At 38.9% G+C, this 24141-nt stretch carries 25 protein-coding genes; 14 read left to right on the top strand and 11 right to left on the bottom strand.

Annotated features, from left to right (window positions below):
• Positions 1-90 precede the first annotated feature (90 nt).
• The 5 genes from UCH001_RS11640 to crcB form a co-directional block, all read right to left on the bottom strand.
• Positions 91-573 (bottom strand): YceI family protein, encoded by a 483-nt coding sequence (locus UCH001_RS11640; protein WP_067178009.1) that lies wholly within the window; start codon positions 571-573, stop codon positions 91-93.
• Positions 574-590: 17 nt separating this feature from the next.
• Complete coding sequence (locus tag UCH001_RS11635; protein ID WP_067178007.1) at positions 591-1865, bottom strand: hypothetical protein; 1275 nt, start codon at positions 1863-1865, stop codon at positions 591-593.
• Positions 1866-1939: 74 nt separating this feature from the next.
• A complete protein-coding gene (locus tag UCH001_RS11630) occupies positions 1940-2752 on the bottom strand; it encodes a helix-turn-helix domain-containing protein (RefSeq protein WP_067178005.1) in 813 nt (270 codons plus the stop codon).
• Positions 2753-3242: 490 nt separating this feature from the next.
• Positions 3243-3554, bottom strand: a complete 312-nt coding sequence (locus tag UCH001_RS11625) for a DUF190 domain-containing protein (protein WP_067178003.1) — start codon at positions 3552-3554, stop codon at positions 3243-3245.
• The gene (crcB, locus tag UCH001_RS11620) at positions 3551-3940 is read right to left on the bottom strand and encodes a fluoride efflux transporter CrcB (RefSeq protein WP_067178001.1); all 390 of its coding nucleotides are present in this window, start codon (positions 3938-3940) and stop codon (positions 3551-3553) included. Before crcB ends, UCH001_RS11625 begins: the two co-directional genes overlap by 4 nt.
• A gap of 265 nt (positions 3941-4205) precedes the next feature.
• On the opposite strand from crcB, the gene UCH001_RS11615 reads away from it, so the two are divergent.
• The 4 genes from UCH001_RS11615 to UCH001_RS11600 are packed head-to-tail and all read left to right on the top strand — an operon-like array spanning position 4206 to position 7984.
• Positions 4206-5222 carry a sulfate ABC transporter substrate-binding protein gene (locus tag UCH001_RS11615; protein WP_067177999.1) on the top strand — a complete coding sequence of 339 codons (1017 nt, stop codon included), beginning with the start codon at positions 4206-4208 and terminating at the stop codon, positions 5220-5222.
• Positions 5219-6049, top strand: coding sequence for a sulfate ABC transporter permease subunit CysT (gene cysT, locus UCH001_RS11610; RefSeq protein WP_067177997.1), 831 nt, complete (start codon positions 5219-5221; stop codon positions 6047-6049). Before UCH001_RS11615 ends, cysT begins: the two co-directional genes overlap by 4 nt.
• A 9-nt stretch (positions 6050-6058) precedes the next feature.
• Positions 6059-6895, top strand: coding sequence for a sulfate ABC transporter permease subunit CysW (cysW, locus tag UCH001_RS11605; RefSeq protein WP_067177996.1), 837 nt, complete (start codon positions 6059-6061; stop codon positions 6893-6895).
• 9 nt (positions 6896-6904) lie between these two features.
• Positions 6905-7984 (top strand): sulfate/molybdate ABC transporter ATP-binding protein, encoded by a 1080-nt coding sequence (locus UCH001_RS11600; RefSeq protein ID WP_067177995.1) that lies wholly within the window; start codon positions 6905-6907, stop codon positions 7982-7984.
• Positions 7985-8025: 41 nt separating this feature from the next.
• Here the strand turns inward: UCH001_RS11600 and UCH001_RS11595 are convergent, their stop codons facing one another.
• Together UCH001_RS11595 and UCH001_RS11590 are read right to left on the bottom strand one after the other, a co-directional pair.
• A complete protein-coding gene (locus UCH001_RS11595; protein WP_067177993.1) occupies positions 8026-8790 on the bottom strand; it encodes a class I SAM-dependent methyltransferase in 765 nt (254 codons plus the stop codon).
• A gap of 95 nt (positions 8791-8885) precedes the next feature.
• Complete coding sequence (locus UCH001_RS11590; RefSeq protein WP_067177991.1) at positions 8886-9659, bottom strand: TOBE domain-containing protein; 774 nt, start codon at positions 9657-9659, stop codon at positions 8886-8888.
• Between the two features lie 528 nt (positions 9660-10187).
• Here UCH001_RS11590 and UCH001_RS11585 point away from each other — a divergent pair.
• The 7 genes from UCH001_RS11585 to UCH001_RS11550 all read left to right on the top strand — a co-directional run bounded on the left by UCH001_RS11585 (position 10188) and on the right by UCH001_RS11550 (position 17233).
• The gene (locus tag UCH001_RS11585; RefSeq protein WP_067177989.1) at positions 10188-10925 is read left to right on the top strand and encodes a molecular chaperone; all 738 of its coding nucleotides are present in this window, start codon (positions 10188-10190) and stop codon (positions 10923-10925) included.
• 85 nt (positions 10926-11010) lie between these two features.
• A complete protein-coding gene (locus UCH001_RS11580) occupies positions 11011-11208 on the top strand; it encodes a twin-arginine translocation signal domain-containing protein (protein ID WP_067177987.1) in 198 nt (65 codons plus the stop codon).
• A gap of 18 nt (positions 11209-11226) precedes the next feature.
• Positions 11227-14085, top strand: coding sequence for a formate dehydrogenase subunit alpha (locus UCH001_RS11570; protein ID WP_082705723.1), 2859 nt, complete (start codon positions 11227-11229; stop codon positions 14083-14085).
• A 12-nt stretch (positions 14086-14097) separates the two neighbouring features.
• A complete protein-coding gene (fdh3B, locus tag UCH001_RS11565; protein WP_067177981.1) occupies positions 14098-14700 on the top strand; it encodes a formate dehydrogenase FDH3 subunit beta in 603 nt (200 codons plus the stop codon).
• 11 nt (positions 14701-14711) lie between these two features.
• Positions 14712-15614, top strand: a complete 903-nt coding sequence (locus UCH001_RS11560; protein ID WP_067177980.1) for a formate dehydrogenase subunit gamma — start codon at positions 14712-14714, stop codon at positions 15612-15614.
• A gap of 106 nt (positions 15615-15720) precedes the next feature.
• Positions 15721-16503 (top strand): formate dehydrogenase accessory sulfurtransferase FdhD, encoded by a 783-nt coding sequence (gene fdhD / locus UCH001_RS11555; RefSeq protein ID WP_067177978.1) that lies wholly within the window; start codon positions 15721-15723, stop codon positions 16501-16503.
• Positions 16496-17233: a winged helix-turn-helix domain-containing protein gene (locus UCH001_RS11550; protein ID WP_082705722.1), complete on the top strand. Its 738-nt coding sequence runs from the start codon at positions 16496-16498 to the stop codon at positions 17231-17233. Before fdhD ends, UCH001_RS11550 begins: the two co-directional genes overlap by 8 nt.
• Before the next feature lie 130 nt (positions 17234-17363).
• On the opposite strand, the gene tupA is transcribed toward UCH001_RS11550, so the two are convergent.
• Positions 17364-18203: a tungstate ABC transporter substrate-binding protein TupA gene (tupA, locus tag UCH001_RS11545; RefSeq protein ID WP_067177976.1), complete on the bottom strand. Its 840-nt coding sequence runs from the start codon at positions 18201-18203 to the stop codon at positions 17364-17366.
• 83 nt (positions 18204-18286) lie between these two features.
• On the opposite strand from tupA, the gene tupB reads away from it, so the two are divergent.
• Entirely contained in the window at positions 18287-18988 is a 702-nt protein-coding gene (gene tupB, locus UCH001_RS11540; protein WP_067177974.1) for a tungstate ABC transporter permease TupB, read from the top strand.
• Positions 18985-20025 (top strand): energy-coupling factor ABC transporter ATP-binding protein, encoded by a 1041-nt coding sequence (locus UCH001_RS13125; protein WP_082705721.1) that lies wholly within the window; start codon positions 18985-18987, stop codon positions 20023-20025. Before tupB ends, UCH001_RS13125 begins: the two co-directional genes overlap by 4 nt.
• A gap of 8 nt (positions 20026-20033) precedes the next feature.
• On the opposite strand, the gene UCH001_RS11530 is transcribed toward UCH001_RS13125, so the two are convergent.
• From UCH001_RS11530 to UCH001_RS11520, 3 genes are read right to left on the bottom strand one after another with little or no spacing between them, the layout of a single operon-like run.
• On the bottom strand, positions 20034-20654 hold the full coding sequence (locus UCH001_RS11530; RefSeq protein ID WP_067177973.1) for a hypothetical protein: 621 nt from the start codon (positions 20652-20654) through the stop codon (positions 20034-20036).
• A 59-nt stretch (positions 20655-20713) separates the two neighbouring features.
• Entirely contained in the window at positions 20714-22966 is a 2253-nt protein-coding gene (locus UCH001_RS11525) for a diguanylate cyclase domain-containing protein (protein ID WP_082705720.1), read from the bottom strand.
• A gap of 3 nt (positions 22967-22969) precedes the next feature.
• The gene (locus UCH001_RS11520) at positions 22970-23752 is read right to left on the bottom strand and encodes an ABC transporter substrate-binding protein (RefSeq protein WP_067177970.1); all 783 of its coding nucleotides are present in this window, start codon (positions 23750-23752) and stop codon (positions 22970-22972) included.
• A 120-nt stretch (positions 23753-23872) separates the two neighbouring features.
• On the opposite strand from UCH001_RS11520, the gene UCH001_RS11515 reads away from it, so the two are divergent.
• On the top strand, positions 23873-24061 hold the full coding sequence (locus UCH001_RS11515) for a sodium-dependent tyrosine transporter (RefSeq protein ID WP_067177968.1): 189 nt from the start codon (positions 23873-23875) through the stop codon (positions 24059-24061).
• Positions 24062-24141 lie beyond the last annotated feature (80 nt).

The following is a 24141-nucleotide window of genomic DNA, read 5'->3' as shown; positions in this document are numbered from 1 at the left end:
AAAATATAGCCATGCTTTTATCTATTATTCAAGGAGATAGAAGAGAGGAAGCTTGGCGGCACTTGTCCTCTCTTCATGGGTAAAAAGATCTTATTTTTTGATGTCGTACTTAACAGTTACTTCATCACCTGATTTGATAGCACCAAACATAACAGAAGGAACTTCAAGTCCAAATTCAGTCATTTTGACTTTAAAATTACCAGCAACACGATCAAGTGTTAGTACTTCTGGTTTTAAAGTTTCTGTTCGCTCTTTATCAAGAACTTTGAAAACACCCTTGATAGTTCCAGCTGCTAAATCTGCTTCAAGAAGTTTGAAGGTGATAACATTGTTTCTATCAATTTTAAGTGTCTCATAGGCTTTCTCATCTAAGCCTGAATCACCACTTTTAAGTGTTTTAATTTGAACTGAAACGTTCAATTTTGTAATTTTTGAACCATCATTTTCGAAAACAGTTTGTGTTTCGTTTGATACCATTTTCCAATCATGGAGTGTTGATGTTCCATGAATTTCAACATTTTCAGCGTAAACTAAGCCTGATAAAAGCAAAAGGCTACAAATCAATTTTTTCACATTAAATCCTTATCAAATTAGAAGCTAAGCGCTGTTGAAATCATGTAACCTTTAAATTCTGCATTACCACCAACAAATGTTGAGTTTTTCTCTCGCTTATGATCAATATATTCAAGTTTTGCTACTGCATTTTTAGAGAGAAACCAACCCAGACCTAGCTGCCATTGAGTCATTTCAGCATCACCTAAATCATTAGTTGCATCTGCATATTCAACAACAGCATTCTCATAACGGCCTGCTACCCAGAATTTATCATTATTGAAGCGTTGAACTAAGTCAAGGGCATAATGGGTCATTTTCATATCTTTATCACTTGCATCAGCACCATCAGCTATTTCTAACATTGCATAAAATTCTGTATCATAGAATCGTGTGAAAAAGTTTGTTTTTGAAACAGTTAAATCCGAAAATCCTGACATAGCATTCCACAATGCTCCAAAGTCATTGTCATTATTAGTCCATTTACCATTAGCAAATGTATCAGAGTCGAAAATTTTTCTTGAAACAGTACCTGCTTTATCACCACTATATAAACTGCTTCCTTTATTTGTTCCACTAACATAATAAACTGATTCAGAAAGTCTTATACGAAGAGTATCATTAAGTTGGTTGTCAAATGCAAATTTAGCATAGCCTGCAGGACGATTTGAGCTACCTGCTGTATGAGATTCTGTAACATCATCAGGATTTACTTGTCCATTAGTGATACCAACCATGACAAGTGAACTGATGGCTGGAATTCTATAATATATCTCAATATGTGGTGCTTGCATATAAGATTCAACACCCATATTATGAACAAATGGATTTCTCATAACATCTGCATTATCGCTTCTTCTGTATTGGTCATCACCAAAGTTAATATCGTCAACACCAACTTTAATGGTCATATTGCGCATTAAATCAGATGCAAAACCTGGTGCAATAAAATCTAGATTATCAATCGTTGCATAACCACCTTTAACATAAGTCTCATTGTGGTGGTGAGAAGAAAGCATTGTTTCTAACTTAACATTAAATCCACTCATAACTTTTGCATTAATATCAAAATTAGCTTGTGGTAAAGACAACCCCTGCTGTAAAGTCACTTCTCTAGTAGTTCCTGGGTTACCAAGTTCATATTGTTGACTTAACCCTTGATAATTAAATGTTAAATCCGTGTTAAAACTTACTTCAGGCTTACCTTTAAAAGCAGAAGTGTCTTTTTCTGGTTCAAATTGTTGAACAATCTTAGCACTCGCCAAAGTGCCACAAACAACGGTACTTAAAAGTACGACAGCGATTTTTTTCATAATAATTCCTCCGAAAGTTAAATTTCAGATAAATTATAACAACTAGTTTTTCTTTTTAAAATGGATTTTCATTATTAAAAATTGTACTTTTCGTCCGTTGCAGTTCGAAAGTGTTTCGCAGCAATTCCAACTTCTCTTTTAAAGAATCGACTAAAGTATGCAGGGTCTACAAATCCGAGATGATCGGCAATTTCATTGCATGTCATGGTGTCATATTTTAGAAGTCTTTTCGCCTCTAAAATAGTTTTTGAACGAATGTAATCACTGCTGTTAAGTCCTGTAATTTCTTTAATAGCTTGGTTGAGTAGTTTGACACTCGTTTTTAATTTTTTCGCATAATAGGTCGTTGGTGTAAGTTGATAATTATTTTGTTGCATAAGATCATTAAGTTGTAGAAAAAGTGTGTTAGTTGTAAAAGATGATGGCACAGCAGGAAGTGTTCTTTTTACATAGATAAGTAAAATATTGAGCAAATTTAAAATGGTACATTCTTTAAAAGAACGTGTTGCTTGGTACTCTTCTAAAAGAGTAGCTAAAATATTTTCTATCGATTTAAATTCATTTTCTTGAACTTGAACAGTGTCTAAATGGAAAATAGATAAGTGATCACTAAATGAGTTCTCTGGAAAGATGGAAAGATCAAATTTTATCAAGTAAGCTTGGAGATTATTGGTTCTTTCCCATCCATGAATGCGTTCTGGAGAGACGAGAAAAAGTGTATTTTTTTGAATATCGTAGCTTTGACAATCAATGTAAAATGTTCCTGAACCACCCACGATAAAGAATAGCTCATAACAAGAGTGTTTATGCCTTGGAATAGGCGGATAAAAATCTATTTTTTCGATTCTAAACGTCTCTTTGGCAAAATTGAAAAAAGGTGCTGTCATAGTAACTCCTTTTTAGAAAAAATATAGGCTGTAAGGATAAAATTAAAATTTAAATCGTTTTTTCGTCATATTTTGAGACATCTGACGAAAACGAATAAAAATAATAAACCTTAAGAAATCCAAACTTTGAGAAAGTATATCAGATGACTAAGGCGTATATAAATGGATTTTAAGGGTAAATGATTGTACTTTTACGACTTAATCTGTTCAAAAAATGTCTTTTTTGTGTCAAAATAGTGTATTTTGTAGCTAAATAATGGTGTTTTGAAGCATAAGAGTGCAACTTTGTATTTTTACGTAACGGTGATGAAATATATTTTTTATTACAAATTATCTCTTTTTATAAGTGAGCGTATGATGGAATAGTAAAAAATAAATTATAAATATGAAAAGAAAATTGTTTAAAGATTTACTATAATTTATTCGTCATTTATATAAAAGATCGTTAAATTTATAAATGCCACTATAGTAAATGGCATTGAATATGTTTTTAAATAGTACCGTACTCAATGGCAGTTTTGGTATAAAAAAGCCCTAGTTTTTTTTCACTTAAAAGCGCAAAAAGCTTCTCGCACTCTTTTTCATCTACATTCATAATGATCTCAAGTGGTTCATCTGCCAGTTCAAAGAAGGTGGAAGAGTGCAATTTACCATCTCGTCCGATACCTTGAGTTGCCTGTAGGATAGTCACACCTTTAATGCCGATTTTTTCAGCAACTTCAACAAGCCAGTGGCTAAGTCGCTCGCCATTAGGATGCTTGCGGCTTTGTAAGGTTGAAAATACAAGTTGAAAACCTTTCATAATGATCCTTTTTGAAGTAGGGTGTAACTGGCAATGCCAAGCAGTGTCATGACGATAGAGCCTATAACATGTAAAAAAACAGCCACAAGACTCATGCTGATGCGCCCTTCCTGAATGAGGGTGACGATCTCCGCACTAAACGTACTAAACGTAGTGAGTCCACCTAAAAATCCTGTGATGATGAACAAGCGCCATTCGGGCGCAAGAGCGGTATTTGAAGCAAAAAAAGCGATAAATAATCCGATGAGATAACCCCCAATGAGATTAGCACTCAAGGTTCCTAGTGGAATAGTAGGATAAAGTGCATTGAGTTTTGTACCTAAAAAGAAACGCAAAAGAGCACCAAAACCAGCACCTGAAAAAATAGCCAAAATGGTATAAAGCATCCCAAAACCTTTTATAGACTTTGATGAGATTATACCATAAAAGAATCTTGACTATTTTTATACACTACTAAATCGATATATATTCTTGACAATAAAAAAAGAATCTGCTATTATTTCGTCACTTTAAAACAAGGAGGTAAACCATGAAGTCTAATATTTCCCTTATTCATGGGAAGAGTACTCGTGTTTTTTGTCTGATGTGTTGCTAAAAAAACGTCTTTCACCACATATATATAGTTCAAATCAACAACACAAAGGAAAAAATATGAAAAGTTTAAAATCAAGCCTCTTTGGATTAACCATAGCAGTTTTGGCGCTTGTAGCGCCTTTTATTCACGCAGCAGACATCTCTTTACTCAACGTCTCATACGACCCAACAAGAGAGTTCTATAAAGAGTACAACCAAGCATTTGCTAAACATTGGAAAGAAAAGAAAGGCGATAACATCACTATTCGTCAATCTCATGGAGGTTCAGGTGCTCAAGCCAGAAGTGTGATCGATGGATTGGATGCGGATGTCGTGACACTAGCCCTTGCGTATGATGTCGATGCCATTGCTGAAAAAGCAAAAGCAATTGATCCTAACTGGCAAAAACGCTTTACTCATAACAGTGCCCCGTATACTTCTACCATCGTCTTTCTTGTTCGTAAAGGTAACCCAAAAGGCATTAAAGACTGGGATGATTTAGCACGAAGCGACATTAAAGTCATTACTCCAAACCCTAAAACGTCAGGTGGTGCACGTTGGAATCATTTAGCAGCTTGGGGTTATGGACTTGAAAAATACGGTAGTGAAGAGAAAGCCAGAGAGTTTGTCTCTAAAATCTATGCGAATGTCCCCGTACTTGACTCAGGAGCTCGTGGAGCAACCAATACCTTTGTTCAACGTGGACTTGGTGACGTGCTACTGGCATGGGAAAATGAAGCCTTCCTGTCTATCAATGAACTAGGTCGTGATAAATTTGAAATTGTCGTTCCAAGTATTAGCATCCTAGCAGAACCTAGTGTCAGCATTGTCGATAAAAACGTAGAGAAAAAAGGAACCAAAGAGGTAGCTACTGCTTACTTAGAGTACCTTTACTCTAAAGAAGGTCAGAGAATTGCGGCGAAAAACTATTACCGTCCAACCGATCCTGAAATTACTAAAGAGAGTGAAGCAACATTCCCTAAACTTAAACTCTTTACCATTGATAAAGTCTTTAATGGTTGGGGCGAAGCTCAGAAGAAACACTTTGCTGATGGTGGCGAATTTGACAAAATCTTCGCTTCAATTAAGCGATGAAGTCGCAGTTTAGAAAACCGAGTGTCTTGCCAGGTTTTGGCTTAACGCTCGGCTTTAGTCTAACCTATGTAACCCTTCTAGTGCTCATACCACTAGGAGGATTACTCCTTTATACAACCAAACTTTCATGGAGTGAGTTTGGTGCGGTCATCCTTGATCCTAGAGTTTTGGCTTCGTTTAAACTTAGTTTTGGTGCAAGTTTTATTGCTGCACTCATCAATCTCTTTTTTGGACTCATTGTCGCATGGACATTGGCACGTTATAACTTTTTTGGTAAAAAAATTGTCGATGCATTGGTCGATCTGCCTTTTGCGCTTCCTACGGCGGTTGCAGGTATCGCACTTGCGGCTATCTTTGCGAGCAATGGTTGGATAGGCTCATTTTTAGAGCCTTTAGGTATCCAAATTGCCTATTCTAGGGCAGGCGTCGTAGTCGCACTTATTTTCATTGGGTTACCCTTTGTGGTACGTACCGTTCAGCCTGTGATTGAAGAGTTTGAAAAAGAGTTTGAAGAAGCATCTACAAGCCTTGGCGCTTCGTGGTGGCAGACGTTTAGCAGAGTCATTTTACCCTCTTTGCTTCCAGCACTTTTGACGGGCTTTGCGCTCTCGTTTGCACGGGCACTGGGTGAGTATGGCTCTATCATCTTCATCTCGAGCAATATGCCCTATGTGAGTGAAATCGTTCCACTCATTATCGTGACCAAACTTTCTCAGTTTGATTATGTGGGTGCAACGGCGGTTGGAACCGTGATGTTGCTAGCAACCTTTGTCATTCTGTTTTTTATCAATGCCATTCAGATTTACAGTCGCGAAAAAAGTTTATAGGAAAAGAAGATGCAAACCGAACATCGTTTAGAGCCAAAATGGCTAAAACCCCTCTTATTGGGCACAACGCTTCTTTTCCTAGGTGTTTTTTTAGCCCTTCCTTTGGGCGTTGTTTTTAGTGAAGCACTGGCTAAAGGATGGAAAGTGTACTTTGAATCCATCAGTGAGCCTGATGCACTTGCGGCGATTAAACTGACCCTTTTAGTTGTTATCATTACTGTACCTCTTAACACCATTTTTGGCGTTGCCACCGCTTGGCTCATTGCAAAGTTTGAATTTCGTGGTAAAGGGCTTCTCATCACATTGATTGATCTTCCGTTTGCTGTTTCACCTGTCATCGCAGGTTTGATTTTTGTCCTTTTATTTGGAAGTTCAGGGTGGTTGGGAGCATGGCTTGGTGAGCATGATATTCGCATCGTGTTTGCGACACCAGGTATCATTCTTGCGACACTGTTTATCACTTCGCCCTTCGTTGCGCGTGAGATTATTCCTCTTATGCAAGAGCAAGGCACGGATGAGGAAGAATCAGCCCTAACGCTTGGTGCAACAGGTTGGCAAACGTTTTGGAAAGTAACCTTGCCTAACATTAAATGGGGCTTGCTTTATGGTGTCATTCTCAGCAATGCCAGGGCCATGGGTGAGTTTGGAGCGGTTGCCGTTGTTTCGGGTCACATCAGAGGTGTAACAACAACGATGCCTTTACATGTTGAGATTTTATATGGCGAGTACCTTTTCACTGCGGCCTTTGCGGTTGCTTCGCTTTTAACACTTTTAGCACTATTGACGTTGGTGCTCAAAAGTTTCATTGAGTGGCGTATCGGTAAAAAACGCTCGTCTGTTCACTAAGGATAAATAATGAGTATAGAAATAGCACATATCAATAAACGTTTTGAAAATTTTACAGCACTGAGTGACATTAATTTAACCATCCCCGATGGCGAACTAGTAGCCCTTCTTGGACCTTCAGGTTCAGGTAAAACGACCTTGCTTCGCATCATCGCAGGACTGGAACAAGCCGATAGCGGAACAATCTATTTTAATGGAGAAGATACTACGGCTACACATGTGCGTGACCGAGGTGTGGGGTTTGTGTTTCAGCACTACGCGCTTTTTCGTCACATGAGTGTGTTTGAAAATGTCGCTTTTGGGCTTCGTGTTAGACCTAAAGAGACACGTCCGAGTGAAGAGGAGATCAAAGAGCGGGTGCATAAACTCTTAAAGCTCATTCAACTTGACTGGATCGCGAACCGTTATCCATCGCAACTCTCAGGTGGGCAACGCCAACGTGTCGCCTTAGCGCGCGCCCTTGCCGTTGAGCCTAAAGTGTTGTTACTGGATGAGCCTTTTGGAGCATTGGATGCCAAAGTACGTCAAGAGCTTCGTCAGTGGCTAAGAAGCTTGCATGATGAGATTCACATCACCAGTGTGTTTGTGACCCATGACCAAGAAGAAGCGCTTGAGGTGTCCGATAAAATTGTAGTGATGAACCAAGGCAAAATCGAACAAATAGGGACTCCCGAAGAGGTGTACGACAGACCTGCCAATCCCTTTGTCTATAGCTTTTTGGGTAATGTCAACCTCTTTCATGCGCGCGTGGAACAAGGCTCACTCCATCTTGAAAATACAGCACTTAACACACCAGATCTAGGAAGTTCTAAAGAAGCATCACTGTTTGTTCGCCCGCATGAGATCAACATCAGTGTGGACAATGCAGAAGGAAGTGGCATCGAAGCAAAACTGATCGGCTGGCGATTGGTAGGACCTAGAGTGAGAGTTGAGCTTGAAACGCTCAAAGAGCATCAAAAAGTAGAAGCGGAGATTTCTAAAAGCGAGTGGCAAAACATCAAAGCGCACGAAAATGAGTCATTGTTTGTACATTTTGAGAGTGCCCGCATCTATACAGGTGAGGCTTTATGGAATGACTACGTGATTTAATGTTTTTAATGCAAGAAAATGCCCTAATATAGGGCGTTTTCTTAAGCTGCTTTCCACAAAATCATCCCTTTTTCGGCTTCTGTGGTTACGTGTACTTTACCATCTTTCATAAAAGTAGCTAAAATAGACTCAACAATCGCTTCATTTGGAGTGATATCTTTACGCTTCAGTTGATCATAGGCGTACTCTTTTGCTTCATCAAATGTGTATGTATCGGTCCATGCGGTTGCAAAAAAATCGCTCTCAAAAGGAATATTTTTCTCTTTGAGGATTTCCATAAATTGATACGCTTTGATGCAACCAGCCGATGCGCAATCCTCTTCAACCACTTTATGCGCTTCCACTAATGCTTCAACGAGTTTATTGATACGGTATTTTCCCCATCCAACATAGATACCAAGCCCTCTAGTGGCGCTCAACATCTTGTCGATTTTTTGGTTATCACTAATGGCTGGGGTCATAGAAGCGATGACGATGTCAAACTTTTGATTTACAGGAAATGCATCCCAATCACTTTGATATGTCTGTATTTTTGAACTCAAACCTTCTTCTTTCGCATCCTCGTTGAGGGCTGCTAACATGCCTTCTGATATATCCATTGCCACAACCTGAGCACCCTTTTGCGCTAATGGAATAGCAATAGCACCCGTTCCTGCTCCAATATCTAAAATGGAAGCGCCTTCAAATGAGACATTTTTATTTTGGCACCAATTTAAGATGTGACCCACGTCTTTGCTCATAGAAGCATCGTTAAAGCGTGGATAACGCTTTGCCATATTGTCCCAAAAATTAAAAGTAGGTTCCATAGACATATCCTTTAAGTCGTTATATACTTGAAACTATAACGAAAAATAAATCGAAGTGCAAGAGAGGAGTGCTTCATTTTCATACATACTAAAAATTAAACACCTAAAATAACGTTTGAGGCTTTAAAGAAAGCGTATGCTTCTTCGTTGATTTTTAATCCTAACGGTTCAAACGCATCATTGGCAATGGTGGCTGTAATGGTACTTTGACTTTTAAGTTCTAGCGTTACTTCGGTGTTGGAAGTATCACTTAAAATTTGAATAATTTTACCTTTTAAGAGATTCTCACATGCGATGGTTGGCTTTGTTTTTGAGAGCAATACAGAACTTGCCTTAATAATAGCAATCGCACTTTCCCCAAGGTGAAGTCCTAATTCTTGATAACTGTTTTTGGTAATGCTGGAATAAATTTTATCGGATTCTTTTATCGTTAATTCTATGGCAACATTGACCGTATCTTCCTGAATGGCGCTAATGGTGCCGATAAGTTGATTGCGAGCGCTGAGTTTTAATGAGAGACGACTGAGCGTTTGAACGATGGTTGGTAGATCATCACTGCTTGCAAAAAGGTCTAAAAATTGTTGATGTTTCACCTGAAGATTGTGAAATGCGGCGATGACTTCTTCCCCTTTGGCTGTAAGAAACGTTCCACCACCACCTTTGCCACCACTGACTTTTTCAACAAGTGGCGTTTCTGAGAGATTATTCATAGCATCGACGGAATCCCAAGCGGCTTTATAACTCATCTTCATAGCTTTTGCAGCAGCGTGAATGGAACCGTGTTCACGGATACGTTCTAAGAGTTCAATGCGCCCTTTGCCCAGATAGTTTTTATTGCTTTTTTTCATCCACAATCGTGCTTCTAACATGGTTTTCCTAGCAGTAATCTAAGAACAAGTATAACACAAAAGGTGTAGAAATCGTGTTTTCGTAGAAGAGAAGTGTATTATAAATATTTTGTTTAATTTTGACGCAGGTGTCATTTTCTTAGCTATTATGGTTATTCAGAGGCAGGAAGGGTATTTTACAGCAACGTTAAGTATAAATTCTAGCCTTTTTATACAAAGAGAGTTCAGGGAGCTTTAAAGTTCTCTGAACTATACTTCGCAATCCGCTTTTGTTCTCCGAGCAATATGCTTAAAATGCATATTTAAGTAATATTTAAGTTTTGGAATTACTTTTTTTACCCCATTTTCACCTAAGCAAATCTGTGGTACATTTTCCAAAAATCGGTAAACAGTTGTTTACTGATATAACATAATGTATCGTAAAAAAAGGGTATTGTTTCTACAAAGATACCGTGTTTTCCCCTTATTTTCGAGCTTTTTAAACTGTTTCAACGAATTGAGACTAAATCGGTCTGCATTTGTTGACTTTAAGAAATGAGGAATAAAAACATGATAAATAAAGAATCCGTTAATAAAGCCCGCTCACTCTACTATGGTTTTTTGAGCAAAATGTTTGTTTTTACGACAAGTGAACAACGCTATGCCGGAATGAATGAAGCACTTGATGTAATGATTAAAAATCCGATGGATGAAAATTCAGAGGAAGCACTCAAAGAAATTCATGCTTTTTTAACAACCTACGGTCAAGATGCACTCATTCAAGAGTATGATGATATTTTCCACAACCCAGCGTATAAAGTTGTTCGCAATACCGCTTCATATTATGATGAAGGCGTTGAAAGCGGTCACCAACGCTTAGCCGTTAAAAACTTCCTAGCCAAAACAAAAATCAGACGTGATGAAAACCATTTCAAAGAGAATGAAGACAGCGTTGGTTTTATCTTCACCTTTATGCATGAGCTTATTGAGCTCATTATGCAAGGAAATAAAGAATACGACAACCTTCAGCACTGTTTATTTACCGAAGTGATCAATCCTTTTATGGATGAGTTTACCATCAATGTGTATGAACATCCAATGTCGAAAGCATACAAATCTGTAGCGATTGTGTTAAATGCATTTATGGCGTTTGAGCGTATGTATTTTGAAGTAGCAAAGCCGCCATTAAAAGAGAAAGTGCGTGTTGAAAAACCTGTGGAAGTCATCTCTGGTGCTGAAGCGAGAAGACGTGCAGAAAATAAAGCCAAAAGAGATGCTGATAAGGCTAAAAAAGCAATAGAAGCATAGCAACCAAAGAGAGGTTGCTCAAGGCTGTTTTGCAGCTTTGAGCAATCTCTTGTAAAAGGGATACGTTGTAAGAAAGGAGTTCATGATGAATGAGAGTAGACGTGGCTTTGTTAAAAAAGCTGCTCTTGTTGGTGCTGTTGCTACCGTTGGTGTAGTGGGTGCACAGGCAAGTTCTTCTGGTTCAAAAGGTTCAAACGGCGTTGTTGTAGGTAAATCTAAAAAGAAAGAGATTACTTATACTAAAACACAAGCATGGGAAGATTATTACAAATCTGCCCTATAAAAGAGGAGGCGTAACGTTATGGAAAAAACAACAGAACGTGCTTTAAGTACGACTGTCGGTCGTCGTTCTTTTCTTAAAATGGCAGCGGTTGCTGGTGCATTTGGCGCCACTTCAGCATTTGCTAGTGAGAAAGTAACACGTCCTGCAACAGAGGAAGAGGTTAAAAACCCATTTCCTGGAAGCAAAAAAGTTAAAACTATCTGTACATCATGTTCAGTAGGTTGTGGTGTGATTGCAGAAGTTCAAAATGGAGTATGGGTTCGTCAAGAAGTTGCTCAAGATCACCCAATCAGCCTTGGTGGACACTGCTGTAAAGGTGCTGATATGATCGATATGGTCAAATCAGAAGTACGCCTTAAGTATCCAATGGTCAAAGAAAATGGTCAATGGAAACGTCTTTCTTGGGATGATGCGCTTAATCGTATTGCAACCAAATTAGCAGATTTGAAGAAAAAAGATGGTCCAGATGCTGTTCAGTTCTTAGGATCAGCAAAAATGAGCAATGAGCAAGCATATTACTTTAGAAAGTTTGCTGCATTCTTTGGTACCAATAATACAGATCATCAAGCGAGAATTTGACACTCTTCCACAGTCGCCGGTGTGGCGAATACATGGGGTTACGGAGCGATGACAAACTCTCTTGGAGATATTCAAAAGTCTAAAGCAATTATCATTTTTGGAGCAAACCCAGCGGTTAATCACCCTGTTGGTTTCCAACATTTCTTGAAGGCAAAAGAGAGAAACAACTCTCAATTGATCGTTATTGATCCACGTTTTACAAAAAGTGCTGCAAAAGCAGATATTTATGCACAAATTCGTCCAGGTACTGACATTCCATTTATGTATGGTATGCTTCACCTCATTTTCAAAAATGGTTGGGAAGATAAAGAATTTATTACAAACCGTGTTTATGGTATGGATAAAATCAGAGAAGAAGCACTTAAGTGGACGCCAGAAGTTGTTGCTGATGTTACAGGTGTTCCTGCAGAAAAACTTATTCAAATTACGACAATTTATGCTAAGAATAGACCAGGTACGCTTATTTGGGCGATGGGTCTAACACAGCATACTATTGGTACAAGTAATACTCGTCTTGCTCCAATTCTTCAGCTCTCTCTTGGAAACATGGGTGTTGCAGGTGGTGGTTGTAATATTCTAAGAGGTCACGACAACGTTCAAGGTGCGACCGATATGGGATGTTTATCTGACTCACTTCCAGGCTATTATGGTCTAGCAGCAGGCTCATGGAAATACTTTGCAAAACAATGGGGTGTAGAGTATGACTACCTTGTTTCACAATTTAAAGATGCTTCATGGATGGAAAAGAATGGTTTCACTTTAGCTCGTTGGTGGGCAGGTGTTGCTGGTGTTAAGAATGACGAGAAAATCGAAAATGCAGGCACAACTCTAAAAGCACTCATTGTAATGGGTAATGGTATTACCTCTGTTGCACAACAAGCAAAAATCAAAGAGGGTCTTGATAACCTAGAAATGATCGTTCTTGCAGATCCGTTTGTAAACGAAGCAGCGATTTTAACGGATAAAAAAGACAACGTCTTCATCCTTCCAGCTGCGACTCAGTTTGAAACCAGCGGTTTAGTTGTAGCAACCAACAGAAGTGCACAATGGAGATATAAAGTTGTTGAGCCTCTTTATGAGAGCAAACCAGATCAAGACATCATGTTTGAACTTGCAAAGCGTTTAGGTTTCTATGAGCAATATACCAAAGGTATGTTGATGCGAGAGACTAAAGATGGTAAGTTAGAGATGATTCCTGAAAAGAAAACCTTCCAATGGCCAGAAGATGCGACCAATGAAATCGCTCGTATTATCAAAACGATTGGTTTAACAGGTTGGACAGCTGAACGTGTTAAAAAACACACCGATAACTGGCATATGTTTGATGAAGTTACAGGTGCGGGTATGGGACCAATGAAAGGTGAATTCTACGGACTTCCATGGCCTTGTTGGACTAAAAAACATGGTGGTTCTCCAAATCTTTATGATATTTCAATTCCTGTAAGCCAAGGCGGTATGGGCTTTAGAAATAACTTTGGTTTAGAGAGAGAAGGTGTCAATCTCCTCGCTGAAAAAGGTTCACAACCAGTGGGCTCAAAAATTGATGGTGGATATCCAGAAATTACTAAAGAGAACATTGAAAAAGTACTTGGTATTACACTAAGCGAAGAAGAAAAAGCGGCAATGGGTGCAAACTGGAAAGTAGACAACTCGAACTTAATCGTTGAAAAATGTATGGAAGCAGGTGTTTGTCCATACGGTAATGCAAAAGCGAGAGCGATTGTGTGGAACTTCCCTGACCATATTCCATTACACCGTGAGCCATTGCACTCACCACGTACGGATTTGGCACAAAAATATCCAGCGTATCCAGACAAAGCAAATCACTTCCGTGTATTGACAAAATACATTTCAGTTCAAAGTGCGGCTGATTATGCAAAAGACTTCCCAATCAACATGGTCACAGGACGTTTAGTTAACATGAACGGTGCTGGTGTTGAAAATCGTGCATCTAAGTATCTAACAGCGTTAACACCAGAGATGTTCTGTAGTATTCATCCTGATTTAGCATTGAGACATGGTATTAGAAATGGTGATATGATGTGGGTACATTCTCCTGAAGGTACAAAGATTAAGGTGAAGGCAAAGCATTCGCTTACGGTATTGCCAGATATGGTCTTTATGCCGTTCCACTTTGCTGGTTACTTCCAAGGAGCAGATAGAACGGGTAATTTCCCAGCAGGAACAAAGCCTTATGCTAATGGCGAGAGTGTCAATACCGTCACTAACTATGGTTATGACATCATTACTCAGATTCCTGAAACTAAGGGCGGCTTGTGTCGCATCGAAAAAGCGTAGGGGGGGTGAGAGATGGATTACGCAAGAATGAAATTTTACTGCGATGAGAGCAGATGTATAGAGTGTGATGGTTGTTCAGTAGCGTGTGCAGAAGCGCATGAACTTCCAGTTGGTATTAGCAGACGTAAAGTTGTTACTATCAATGAAGGAATTCCAGGTCGTGAGATGAGTACATCAATCGCATGTATGCATTGTACTGATGCACCATGTGAGCAAGTTTGTCCAGTCGATTGTTTCTATATCAGAGAAGACGGTATCGTTCTTCATGATAAAGATAAATGTATCGGTTGTGGTTACTGCTTGTATGCATGTCCATTTGGTGCTCCACAGTTCCCAAGAGATGGCGCATTCGGTGCTAAGGGAGCGATGGATAAATGTACTATGTGTGCAGGTGGACCATTGGAGACTAACTCTGAAAAAGAGAGACACCTTTACGGTCAAAACAGAATCGCTGAAGGAAAAGTACCAGTGTGTGCTGCAATGTGTTCAACAAAAGCACTTCTTGTTGGTGATGCTGAATCAGTTTCTAACGTCTTTAGAGCGCGTGTTATGGCTCGTGGTGGAAAAGGCTCCAACTCTCCTTACGGATGGGATAAAGCATATAAAAATAAATGAAAGGAGCAGCAATGAGAAAGTATATCTACGCACTCATTGCGCTTCTAGGTTTAGCTACCGTAGCATTTGCTGCTACGGATAGCCAAATCTGGGGTGAGATGCGCATTCAAAATATCTTGGGATACGGACAAGAAGAGTCTTTAAAATTGGGACCCTTGTTTACCATGTTACAGCATAAATACTTTGCATGGATATTTTTAGCTGTCCTCATAGGTGTACCTGGAGCATTTTTTCTTCATTATAAGATTATTGGTCCTAAAGTATTTCCTCACAGTGAGAAAAAATATTATGCCTTTAATCTGTATAACCGTATTGTTCACCAAGTAGCAGCTGTTAGCTTTTTGGTCATTATTCCAACAGGATTTATCATCGTTTTTGGTGATTTCTTTGGCGGTGGCACACTTGTGAGAATGGCAAAGAACCTTCATGGACTCTTTACAATTCCATTCACGATTGTTGTTATTCCAATGGCACTTATGTGGCTGAAAGAAGCACTGTTTAATATGGATGATATTAAATGGTTTATGATCCTAGGTGGATACTTATCAAAAGAGAAAAAGCCTATCTTAGCAGGTAAGTTTAATGCGGGTCAAAAAATGTGGTACTGGGTAGCAATACTAGGTGGTATCACCATGATTCTTAGTGGTGCGATGATGTACTTCTTGGACTTTAAGATGGAGATGCTCCATAACTTAACAGGCATGAGTCAAATCGATCTTCTAAGAGCAGCAGCAATTATCCATAACGTTATGGGCTTTGCCGTTGTAGCGCTCTTTATTACCCACGTGTATATGTCTATGTTCGCCATTAAAGGTGCGGTTCATAGCATTATCACAGGTTATGTTGAAGAAGAAGAAGTTAAAATTCTTCACAGCACGTGGTATAAAAAACTCAAAGATCAAGGTAAGTTTTAACACTTTTTTGATCATTGCAACTAAATTGTAGCGTACTATTTACTTTAGTGCGCTACAATTTTTTTAGTGTTAAAATATGCAAAATAAGCACGTTAAAGGAATGGAAATGGAGCCAGTTTTTAAAACGACGATTACCAAGATTAAAGGCAAAGAGAAGTTTGAGAGAGAAGATACGTTAGTGCGTGAAATTAAGTTAGAACTCTATGTCAATGGCGCAAAAGTAGGTGCGGTGATGGCAACCCCTGTGGATCAAGAAGCCCTTGCAATCGGTTACTTGATGAGTGAAAACATTATAGAAAATTTTAAAGATGTCACTTCTATCAAGCTTCTAAATGATGGTATGCGTGTTGAAATTGAAGCCAAAGTGAATGAAGATAATATTAAAAAACTGAGTGCCGAGGGTGTTGTGATTAGCGGTTGTGGTAAAAGTATGACAGCAAACATTGACCCTGAAGCGATTGAAGCTAAAGTTATTAAAAGCGATTTTACATTGAGTGCAGATGTATTGTGTAGAGAAATGGGACAATTTTATACAGAGTGTCCTTTATATGAACAAACAGGCTGTGTCCATACGGCGAAGCTTTTTACAGACGAGAAGACCTTTTTTATCGGAGAAGATATCGCTCAGCACAATACGATCGATAAAGTTGTTGGTAAAGCTCAAATGGCAGGCATCGATGTTAGAAATGCCTTTTTGATGGTCAGTGGTCGACTTTCTTCTGAGATGGTGGCAAAAGCGGTTATGCATCAGATTCCAATTCTTGCGTCTCGTACCGCATCAACCTGTTTAGGCTTGATGATCGCTGAGAAATTTGGACTTACACTTATTGGATTTGTTAGAGGCGATACCATGAATGTTTACCGCCACCCAAGGAGAATTCATGTCTGATATGGAAGAGTTGATCAAGAAGTATTTGAATGAAAAAGGTAAACTTGATTGCTCCGATGGCTTTAAAATTGCAGCAAAACTTAAATGTTCTCCTCTAGAAGTGGGTGAATGTGCCAAAGCAATGGATATACGCATTGACTCGTGCGAATTAGGGCAATTTGGTAAGTTAGAAGGCGGTATTTACGATCTTGAGGCAGAAAATCGCCTAAAGCCTTTGTTAGATGAAAAAAATCGTGTGACGTGCAAAGCGGCACGTGCAGCAGCTGCGGGTATTGGTCTTAAAAAAATCCGTGGCACGCTCAAAGAGAAAAACTATGATGTAACGTTTTGTGAACTGGGATGTTTTAAAGAGAAATTACGTCCACGTTTATATGTAAAAACAAAAACGTGGATTGAAAATGCTGAGGGTGAACTGCTTTTTGGCAAAGGGAAAACAGAAATCTTAGAGCTCATTGAGCAAGAGGGTTCTATCTCTAAAGCATCTGAAAAAATCGGCATGAACTATAAAAAAGCATGGACACACATCAAAATCTTGCAACGTAACATCAACGATACTATGGTGCAAACCAAGCAAGGTGGTGGTGAAGATGCAGGAACTACATTGACGCCTGTCGCAAGAGAGTTTATGGATAATTATCGCAAACTTCAAGCAGATATCGAAAACTACGCAAATGAGCGTTTTAAAGAGTTGTTTCTAAAACCGCGTAATAAAAAAGAGTTTAAAGAGTAAAGTGTAAGCTATTTTGATGCTACGAATCTAATGTAAGATTTCTATGCTAGTCGGATTTAAAGGGTAGGTCAATTAGCATTTTTGTGAAGTTTGTATAGGTTGCCTTGAAAAAGGCAACCTTACGTGTTATTTAGTTTCTAGCGCGTGTTTTAAAGTCTGGATAGAAGAGTTGTTTATCTAAAAGTTTGAAGTTAGCGATTTCAGTCTGAATCTTGTCAGATGTAATCCACTCGATGAATTTCAAAGCACCTTTATAATCGGTGTTTGCACATCTTTGTGGGTTAACTGCCATAACAGAATAGAAGTTTTTCAAAGCATCTGCACCTTCATAAACGATAACGAGTGGTGGATTGCCTTTGTGGTTTGCTTCATATTTGATAAATGTTCCACGATCCGTTAAAGTCACACCTTTTTGCTCAGCAGCGATGTTGATGGTTGCGATCATACCTTGACCCGCTTCCAAATACCAAGGTGCTTTTTCAGGCACTTTGCCTAAAGCTGCAGACCAGACACTTTTTTCTTTATCGTGTGTTCCTGATTTATCGCCGCGACTGACGAATTTAATTTGTTCTGTTTCGATGATTTTAAATGCTTCAGTGATGTTTTTGCCAGCAAATTTTGCTTTCATCTCTGGAGTACCGATGAGTACGAAATCGTTGTACATGACAGGGGTACGCTCTACGCCAAAACCTTTTTCAACATAGGTTTTTTCTGATGATGGAGAGTGAACGAAAACAACGCTAACATCGCAGTTTTCACCAAGTTTGAGTGCATTGCCTGTACCTACTGCGACCCATTTAAGGTCAACGCCTGTATCGGCTTTGTATTTTGGTACAAGAACATCAAGAAGACCCGTGTCGCCTGTACTGGTTGTTGTTGCCATCTTAAGGTCAGCTGCACATATAAGTGAGCTTAGGGCAAGAAGGGAAAAGAGTACTTTACCTTTTAAGCGGTTCTTTACTGAAAACATTGAATAATCCTCCTAATATGTTTTTTTAGCATATTAGTAGTGTAGCGTATCTTTTTTAAATTAATGTAAAAAAGGAAGAATTTTTGGATTTTATTTTATCGGGCTTAAAAGAGGCATTTGGGTTACTGATTAACCTGGATCCTGAAACGATTTCAGCCATTGACGTGACGCTTAAAAGCTCAACATTATCAATTATTTTTAGTCTTATTATAGGGCTCCCTTTAGGTTTTTGTTTAGGCTTCTTTAACTTTCCAGGGCGTAAAGCACTTAAACTACTTTCTGACACACTTTTAGCTATTCCTACGGTTGTTGTTGGACTTATTGTCTATGCGTTCATTTCCAACCGTGGACCTTTTGGAAGTTATGAACTGCTCTATACGTTACCTGGAATTGTGATTGGTCAAACGATTTTGGCTTTACCTATCATCGTTTCTTTAACGGCTACGGCAGTTGAGGGAATGGAGAAAAAACTCTATTTTACATTGGCGTCTTTTGGTTTAACGACAACGCAGATGATTCAAAGCGTTGTGTGGGAACTTCGCCATGCTTTGGTCGCTGTAGCTGTTGCTGCGTATGGTAGAGTGGTGGCAGAAGTGGGTATCGCGATGATGATAGGTGGAAATATTAAGTGGTTTACACGTACCATCACAACAGCCATTTCGCTTGAGACCAATAAAGGTGAATTTGCAATGGGTATAGCGCTTGGTATCGTGCTTATCAGCATAGCGTTTTTACTTAATTTTATGCTTTATTTTTTAAAAAAACGTGCGAGAATTGCTGTATGAAACCTTTTGTGTATGAACTTCAAAATTTACGAACCCTTTATGGTGAAAAACCTGTTTTAGATATTCATTCTCTTAAGGTCGAAGAGGGCGAAATTTTAGGCTTAGTGGGAGCAAATGGTAGCGGTAAAAGTACCTTATTACGCCATCTCGCTTTTTTAGAAGCACATCAAAGTGGAAAACTTCACTATTGTGGCTTTGATGCTTCTTCTTTACCTCTTGCAACCAGACGTGATATTAGTATTTTATTGCCTGAGCCGTATTTGCTTAAACGCACCGTAAGAGAGAATATACTGTTTGGTTTAAAAGTACGAGGAGAAACGCGCAATATAGAACCTCGTATCCATGAAGCGTTAGACCTTGTAGGATTATTGCCCAAAAAGTTTATGCACCGTGCTTGGCATGAACTCTCTAGTGGAGAAACGCAACGGGTAGCACTGGCTTCTAGGCTTGTGTTACATCCCAAGACATTGCTTTTGGATGAGCCAACCAATAGCCTTGATTACAGTGGTATTCCTCAATTTACCGATGCAATTTTACATGCTAACCGCGAATGGGGCACAACTGTGATTATCGCGAGTCATGATCTTTTATGGCTTAGTGAGATTGCAACACGAAAAATAGGGCTTCATTTTGGACGTCTGATGGATTTCTCTACGACCAATCTTATTGTGGGTAAATGGAGAGAGAAGGGTGATGAACGCTTTTTTGACTTTGATGAAACACAAAGTATGTCGCTTCCAAAAAGCTACCGCATCGGTGAAAAACGGGGTGTAGCGATTAATCCAAGAGATATTTCCATTTCATTGCATGAACCAGAGCTACGAAAAGAAGATACTGTTTATCTTCGTGGCATCATTCGAGATGTGTTGCACGTGACAAAAACCAATGAAATTTCGCTCAAAGTTGTCATTGGCAATCATGTTTTAGAGTGCATCGAAAGCTTTGAGTATTTTGAGCGCTATCACTTCTATCCTTCGCAAAGTGTTACAGTAAACTTTGCCAAATCAGCGATAAAAGTACCTTCTAAAGAGGCATAAAAGATTTTTTAGGGAACAACATTCCACGTTGTTCCTGTACGAATGAGTTTAAAGACCTCTTTGGTTGCTGGTTTAGTGGTATTGGTATCGCTATTAAACATTCTCTCACAACTTACAACAAAACTCAATGAAGATTCATCTAACCACATAGGGTATTGAACAAGGCAATGTTCAGGGTATTTTTTGGTAAAAACAGTGATGATTTTTTGATCTATAAAGGTGTAGAGGCTTAACGTATTCGATGCTTCTGCATTGGTAGTAAAAAAGTACTGTTTAGGTGAAAGATAAGGCATTCCTTCTAAGATCATATCGGTACCATCATGCATGTCAAGGGCGTGGTACGCTTCACTATCTGGCATGAAGTCACTGTAAATAAGGTATTTTTCGTTAAAAAAACAGCCTTTGAGCGTGTAGAGTAGGGTTTTGTACTCTTTGTCATCGCCTAAAAATTCATCTTTTAATTCTATGTTTTGACCATTGAGGAGATGAATGATTTTTACATCTTTCTCTTTGGTAAAAAAAGCTTTGCACTGTTCTAACTGCGCACCATTAACATCACGATCAAAATAGGAAAGATCAGCCATCAACCAAGTTGTGAGAAGTAGCGCGACTATACTATAACGTTTCATGATAGATGACTTCCTTTTTGAAGTAAGATGTTAAACATATTAAGCAATTTTTGATCCCTTTATTTGGCTGTTTTATCGTAAAAATAGATCTGATTTCGCCCTTTTTCTTTGGCTTTGTACATTGCAAGATCAGCCTCTTTAAGAAGAGCCGCTCCATTGGTAGAGGTTATTTGATTATTGAAGATGGTACATCCAATACTCGCACCAAGCATATAATTTCCATGAGCAAGCGCGTATGGTTTGGAAAGTAATGAAAGAATTTTTCGTGCGATGCTTTGGGTAAGATGGTGAGCAGCATTTTGTTGATTGCCTAACTTTTTGAGTAAGATGACAAATTCATCACCGCCAAGACGCGCGACGAGGTCACTCTCTCGGATGCCCTCTTTAAGTCTGGACGCTACTTGAATGAGTAACATATCACCTGCATCGTGTCCGTAGGTATCATTGAGTTCTTTAAAACGGTCAAGATCGATGAAAAGAAGCGCGCTAAAATGCTTTTCATCACTGCATTCACAAAGTATGTCGTGAAGTGTTTCATCAAAGAGCCTTCGATTTGCAAGATGCGTGAGGGGGTCATAATATGCAAGTTCTTGGATCTGTTGTTGTGCTGCTTTATGGGTTGTGATATCGTTGAAGTTAGCAATAAAATGGGTTGTTTTATTGTGTGCATCGCGAATGGTGGTGATGGTAATAAACTCTGCATAAATTTCACCATTTTTGCGTTTATTCCAAAGCTCTCCTTGCCAAAAACCCTTTTCATGGAGTGCTTTCCACATGGTTTCATAAAATGCTTTATCGTGATAACCTGACTTTAAAACACGAGGTGTTTGACCAATGATTTCATGGTCACTATACCCTGTAATGCGTGTGAAGGCTTCATTGACTTTAACAATTTTTTCTTTCGCATCGGTAATTAAGATAGCCTCTTGTGTTTCAAATGCAACAGCGGAGAGATGGAGTTGTTCTGCTTTTTTCTGTGCGTCGATATTGATGTAAACACCCGTTAAAAAAAGTGGTTCATGTTCTTGTGAAAACTCGATAACTTTACCACGTACTTGTATCCAAACCCACTCTTTTAGGGCTGTTCTCATGCGACGTTCGATCAAAAAACTGGAATGCGCAGTAATTTGCTCTTGTATGGATATGAGCATATTTTTCGCATCATCAGGATGCGTGAGTTCAACGATTTTATCCCATGATGGCTCAAACGCATTGGGTTCATAGCCTAAAAGTAGGAAGCATTGAGAATCCCATGTAAGGTAATTGGTGTGCAAATCCCATGTCCATAAACCTGTTTGTGTGGCTTCCATGGCAACACGAAACTGTTTTTCATAAGAGAGTTGATTTTTTTGACGCTCGTTTTCAAGATAATACCTCACAATCAACACCAGCGCCAATCCTCCGGAAAGAAGGATCAATATAGTTGTAATCCCTACTAATTTTTGGCGCTCTTTATCCCAAGAGCCAAGAGCATTCGCTTCATTCGTTTGAATCTCAACAATAAACGGTAAAAATTTTGCAAGTTTTGAAACATCTAACGGGTTTTGAGTATGGTACTGTAAGTGTTCAAAAAAATCTTCATCAGGTTTTGGTGGATGAGTAGGTCCATAGTGTGAAGAACCCAGCTCTTTTTTATAATCGGTTGAAAAAAGTAAAATTCCATCCATGCGCCATAAAGAGACTATACCTTGTTCTATAGGAAGCATGGTTGTGTAGCGATTCGCCAGATAGTCTGTATTGAGATTGGCAACAATATAATACGCTCGTTTTTCAAAATAGACTTTTTTTAGAAGTGGTAAAAAACTGATTTTATCCGATGAAATAGGTTTTTGTATATTACTTGGGCGTGCATTATCAAAGTCCCGTCCTTCCCATGGAACCCCTATACGCAATAGCGGCATCTCTCCAAAAGGTGTAGGTAAAAAATTCTCTAAATGAATTCTTTTCCCAATATTAGGCTCGTGTGAGCTTACTTCGATCACGCCTTCATCATTCAGAAGCGATAAAGAACGAAGATAAGGTGCATTGTATAAAAGTTCCATAAAGACAGGGAATATCTTTTCTTGCAAAGGTGCTTCATGACTCAAAGGCGGAATGCGGTCCATCGTAAGGCTAATATGCTGAAGGATTTGTGAAAAGTGCTCTTCAAGCGTATAGGCATGAAGGGTGGCGATGTGGCGATGCGTTTGTATGGCGTCTTGGCGCAAATTAGCCAAAGCTGCAATAATCAAACCGATGATCAATCCTACCATGAAAAGAGTTACGAAAAGATAGCGTATCACCTTTTTTTTAGGAGAGACCAAGAAGCTCATGGTTTACTCGCTTAGAACAATAGGCTCTAAATGATGCTGTTTAGCCGCACTTAAAAGCCTTCCATCATGTTTGATCGCGGCGATGAAACTCTCGACTTTTTCTAAAAGTGCAGGTTCATTTTGAGCGATAGCCCAACCATAGGGCATCATATGAAAAACAGAAGTTGGTTTAATGAGTTTTGCCCATTCTTTCTCTTCTACCATGCGAATGCCAAAAGGATAATCACTCATAAAGACATCAGCACGTCCTGCTTCGACCTCTTGTTCCCTTGCATGGAGTGAATCAACAATGAGCAATTGAGCATTTTTAAGACTTTTTTGCATTAATGAAACATGATAGGTTCCTTTTGCAACAGCAACGACAATACCTGCTTTGTCAATATCTTCCCAGACGTTAATACGTCTATTGCTTTTAGAGGAGATGGCATACACATCACTTGCAAGATGAGGTGTTGTAAGACTTAAGTGCTTTTTTCGCTCCTCCGTATGCCCAATGGCAAACATAGCAATATCGCAATTTTTTGTTGTGATGTCTTTGATGAGAGAAGCAAAAGAGCTCTCTTTAAAAGCGACATTCACACCAAGCTCTTTTGCAAACTCTTTAGCTAAATCAATATCGATTCCAATTAGTTCTTGCGTTCTAGGATCGATATAGGAGATACCATAGTACTCAGGCCAAATACATACACGAATTTTTTTGCTCTCCAGTATCGAAGAAAGCACATCTGCAAAGAGTGAAGTTGTTAAAGTTATCGTCATAATAAAGATCAAAAATGTACGTGCCATGCGCTGACCTTTGAGACTAACAATATTAGGATTTATAGTATAACACAAAAACGATTTTCTAAATTCATTATTTACCCAAATCGTGCTAGAATAAAACATTAAAAGATAAAGGAGCAACACATGTTTGTTAAACTTAACGATAGAGTCTATTTGAATGCAGATCGTATCACTCGTATCAAGATCGATGAGGTACAAGATGGTATTCGTGTACGTTTTTATGAGGGACAAAATCAAGTAGCTAAAAGCCACAAATTTGAAAGTGTTGAAAAAGCGAGTGCATGGGTTGAAAAAATCATGAACGCAAAATAAGAGAGGCATTTTTAGCTTCTCTTCCCTCTTTTTATTAGGTCTAAGGTTTAGACTAACTGAATTACTCACAAAAGGAAAAT

The organism is Sulfurospirillum sp. UCH001 (assembly GCF_001548035.1).
GTDB lineage: Bacteria > Campylobacterota > Campylobacteria > Campylobacterales > Sulfurospirillaceae > Sulfurospirillum.
Note: the sequence above shows the minus strand (reverse complement) of the source record. Positions and strands in the feature narration are given on the sequence as shown.

Bases quoted from the DNA above. Each gene is read 5' to 3' on its own strand.
- UCH001_RS11635 (WP_067178007.1), bottom strand. From the start codon at position 1,865: ATGAAAAAAATCGCTGTCGTACTTTTAAGTACCGTTGTTTGTGGCACT.
- UCH001_RS11630 (WP_067178005.1), bottom strand. From the start codon at position 2,752: ATGACAGCACCTTTTTTCAATTTTGCCAAAGAGACGTTTAGAATCGAA.
- UCH001_RS11625 (WP_067178003.1), bottom strand. From the start codon at position 3,554: ATGAAAGGTTTTCAACTTGTATTTTCAACCTTACAAAGCCGCAAGCAT.
- crcB (WP_067178001.1), bottom strand. From the start codon at position 3,940: ATGCTTTATACCATTTTGGCTATTTTTTCAGGTGCTGGTTTTGGTGCT.
- UCH001_RS11615 (WP_067177999.1), top strand. From the start codon at position 4,206: ATGAAAAGTTTAAAATCAAGCCTCTTTGGATTAACCATAGCAGTTTTG.
- cysT (WP_067177997.1), top strand. From the start codon at position 5,219: ATGAAGTCGCAGTTTAGAAAACCGAGTGTCTTGCCAGGTTTTGGCTTA.
- cysW (WP_067177996.1), top strand. From the start codon at position 6,059: ATGCAAACCGAACATCGTTTAGAGCCAAAATGGCTAAAACCCCTCTTA.
- UCH001_RS11600 (WP_067177995.1), top strand. From the start codon at position 6,905: ATGAGTATAGAAATAGCACATATCAATAAACGTTTTGAAAATTTTACA.
- UCH001_RS11595 (WP_067177993.1), bottom strand. From the start codon at position 8,790: ATGGAACCTACTTTTAATTTTTGGGACAATATGGCAAAGCGTTATCCA.
- UCH001_RS11590 (WP_067177991.1), bottom strand. From the start codon at position 9,659: ATGTTAGAAGCACGATTGTGGATGAAAAAAAGCAATAAAAACTATCTG.
- UCH001_RS11585 (WP_067177989.1), top strand. From the start codon at position 10,188: ATGATAAATAAAGAATCCGTTAATAAAGCCCGCTCACTCTACTATGGT.
- UCH001_RS11580 (WP_067177987.1), top strand. From the start codon at position 11,011: ATGAATGAGAGTAGACGTGGCTTTGTTAAAAAAGCTGCTCTTGTTGGT.
- fdh3B (WP_067177981.1), top strand. From the start codon at position 14,098: ATGGATTACGCAAGAATGAAATTTTACTGCGATGAGAGCAGATGTATA.
- UCH001_RS11560 (WP_067177980.1), top strand. From the start codon at position 14,712: ATGAGAAAGTATATCTACGCACTCATTGCGCTTCTAGGTTTAGCTACC.
- fdhD (WP_067177978.1), top strand. From the start codon at position 15,721: ATGGAGCCAGTTTTTAAAACGACGATTACCAAGATTAAAGGCAAAGAG.
- UCH001_RS11550 (WP_082705722.1), top strand. From the start codon at position 16,496: ATGTCTGATATGGAAGAGTTGATCAAGAAGTATTTGAATGAAAAAGGT.
- tupA (WP_067177976.1), bottom strand. From the start codon at position 18,203: ATGTTTTCAGTAAAGAACCGCTTAAAAGGTAAAGTACTCTTTTCCCTT.
- UCH001_RS13125 (WP_082705721.1), top strand. From the start codon at position 18,985: ATGAAACCTTTTGTGTATGAACTTCAAAATTTACGAACCCTTTATGGT.
- UCH001_RS11530 (WP_067177973.1), bottom strand. From the start codon at position 20,654: ATGAAACGTTATAGTATAGTCGCGCTACTTCTCACAACTTGGTTGATG.
- UCH001_RS11525 (WP_082705720.1), bottom strand. From the start codon at position 22,966: ATGAGCTTCTTGGTCTCTCCTAAAAAAAAGGTGATACGCTATCTTTTC.
- UCH001_RS11520 (WP_067177970.1), bottom strand. From the start codon at position 23,752: ATGGCACGTACATTTTTGATCTTTATTATGACGATAACTTTAACAACT.
- UCH001_RS11515 (WP_067177968.1), top strand. From the start codon at position 23,873: ATGTTTGTTAAACTTAACGATAGAGTCTATTTGAATGCAGATCGTATC.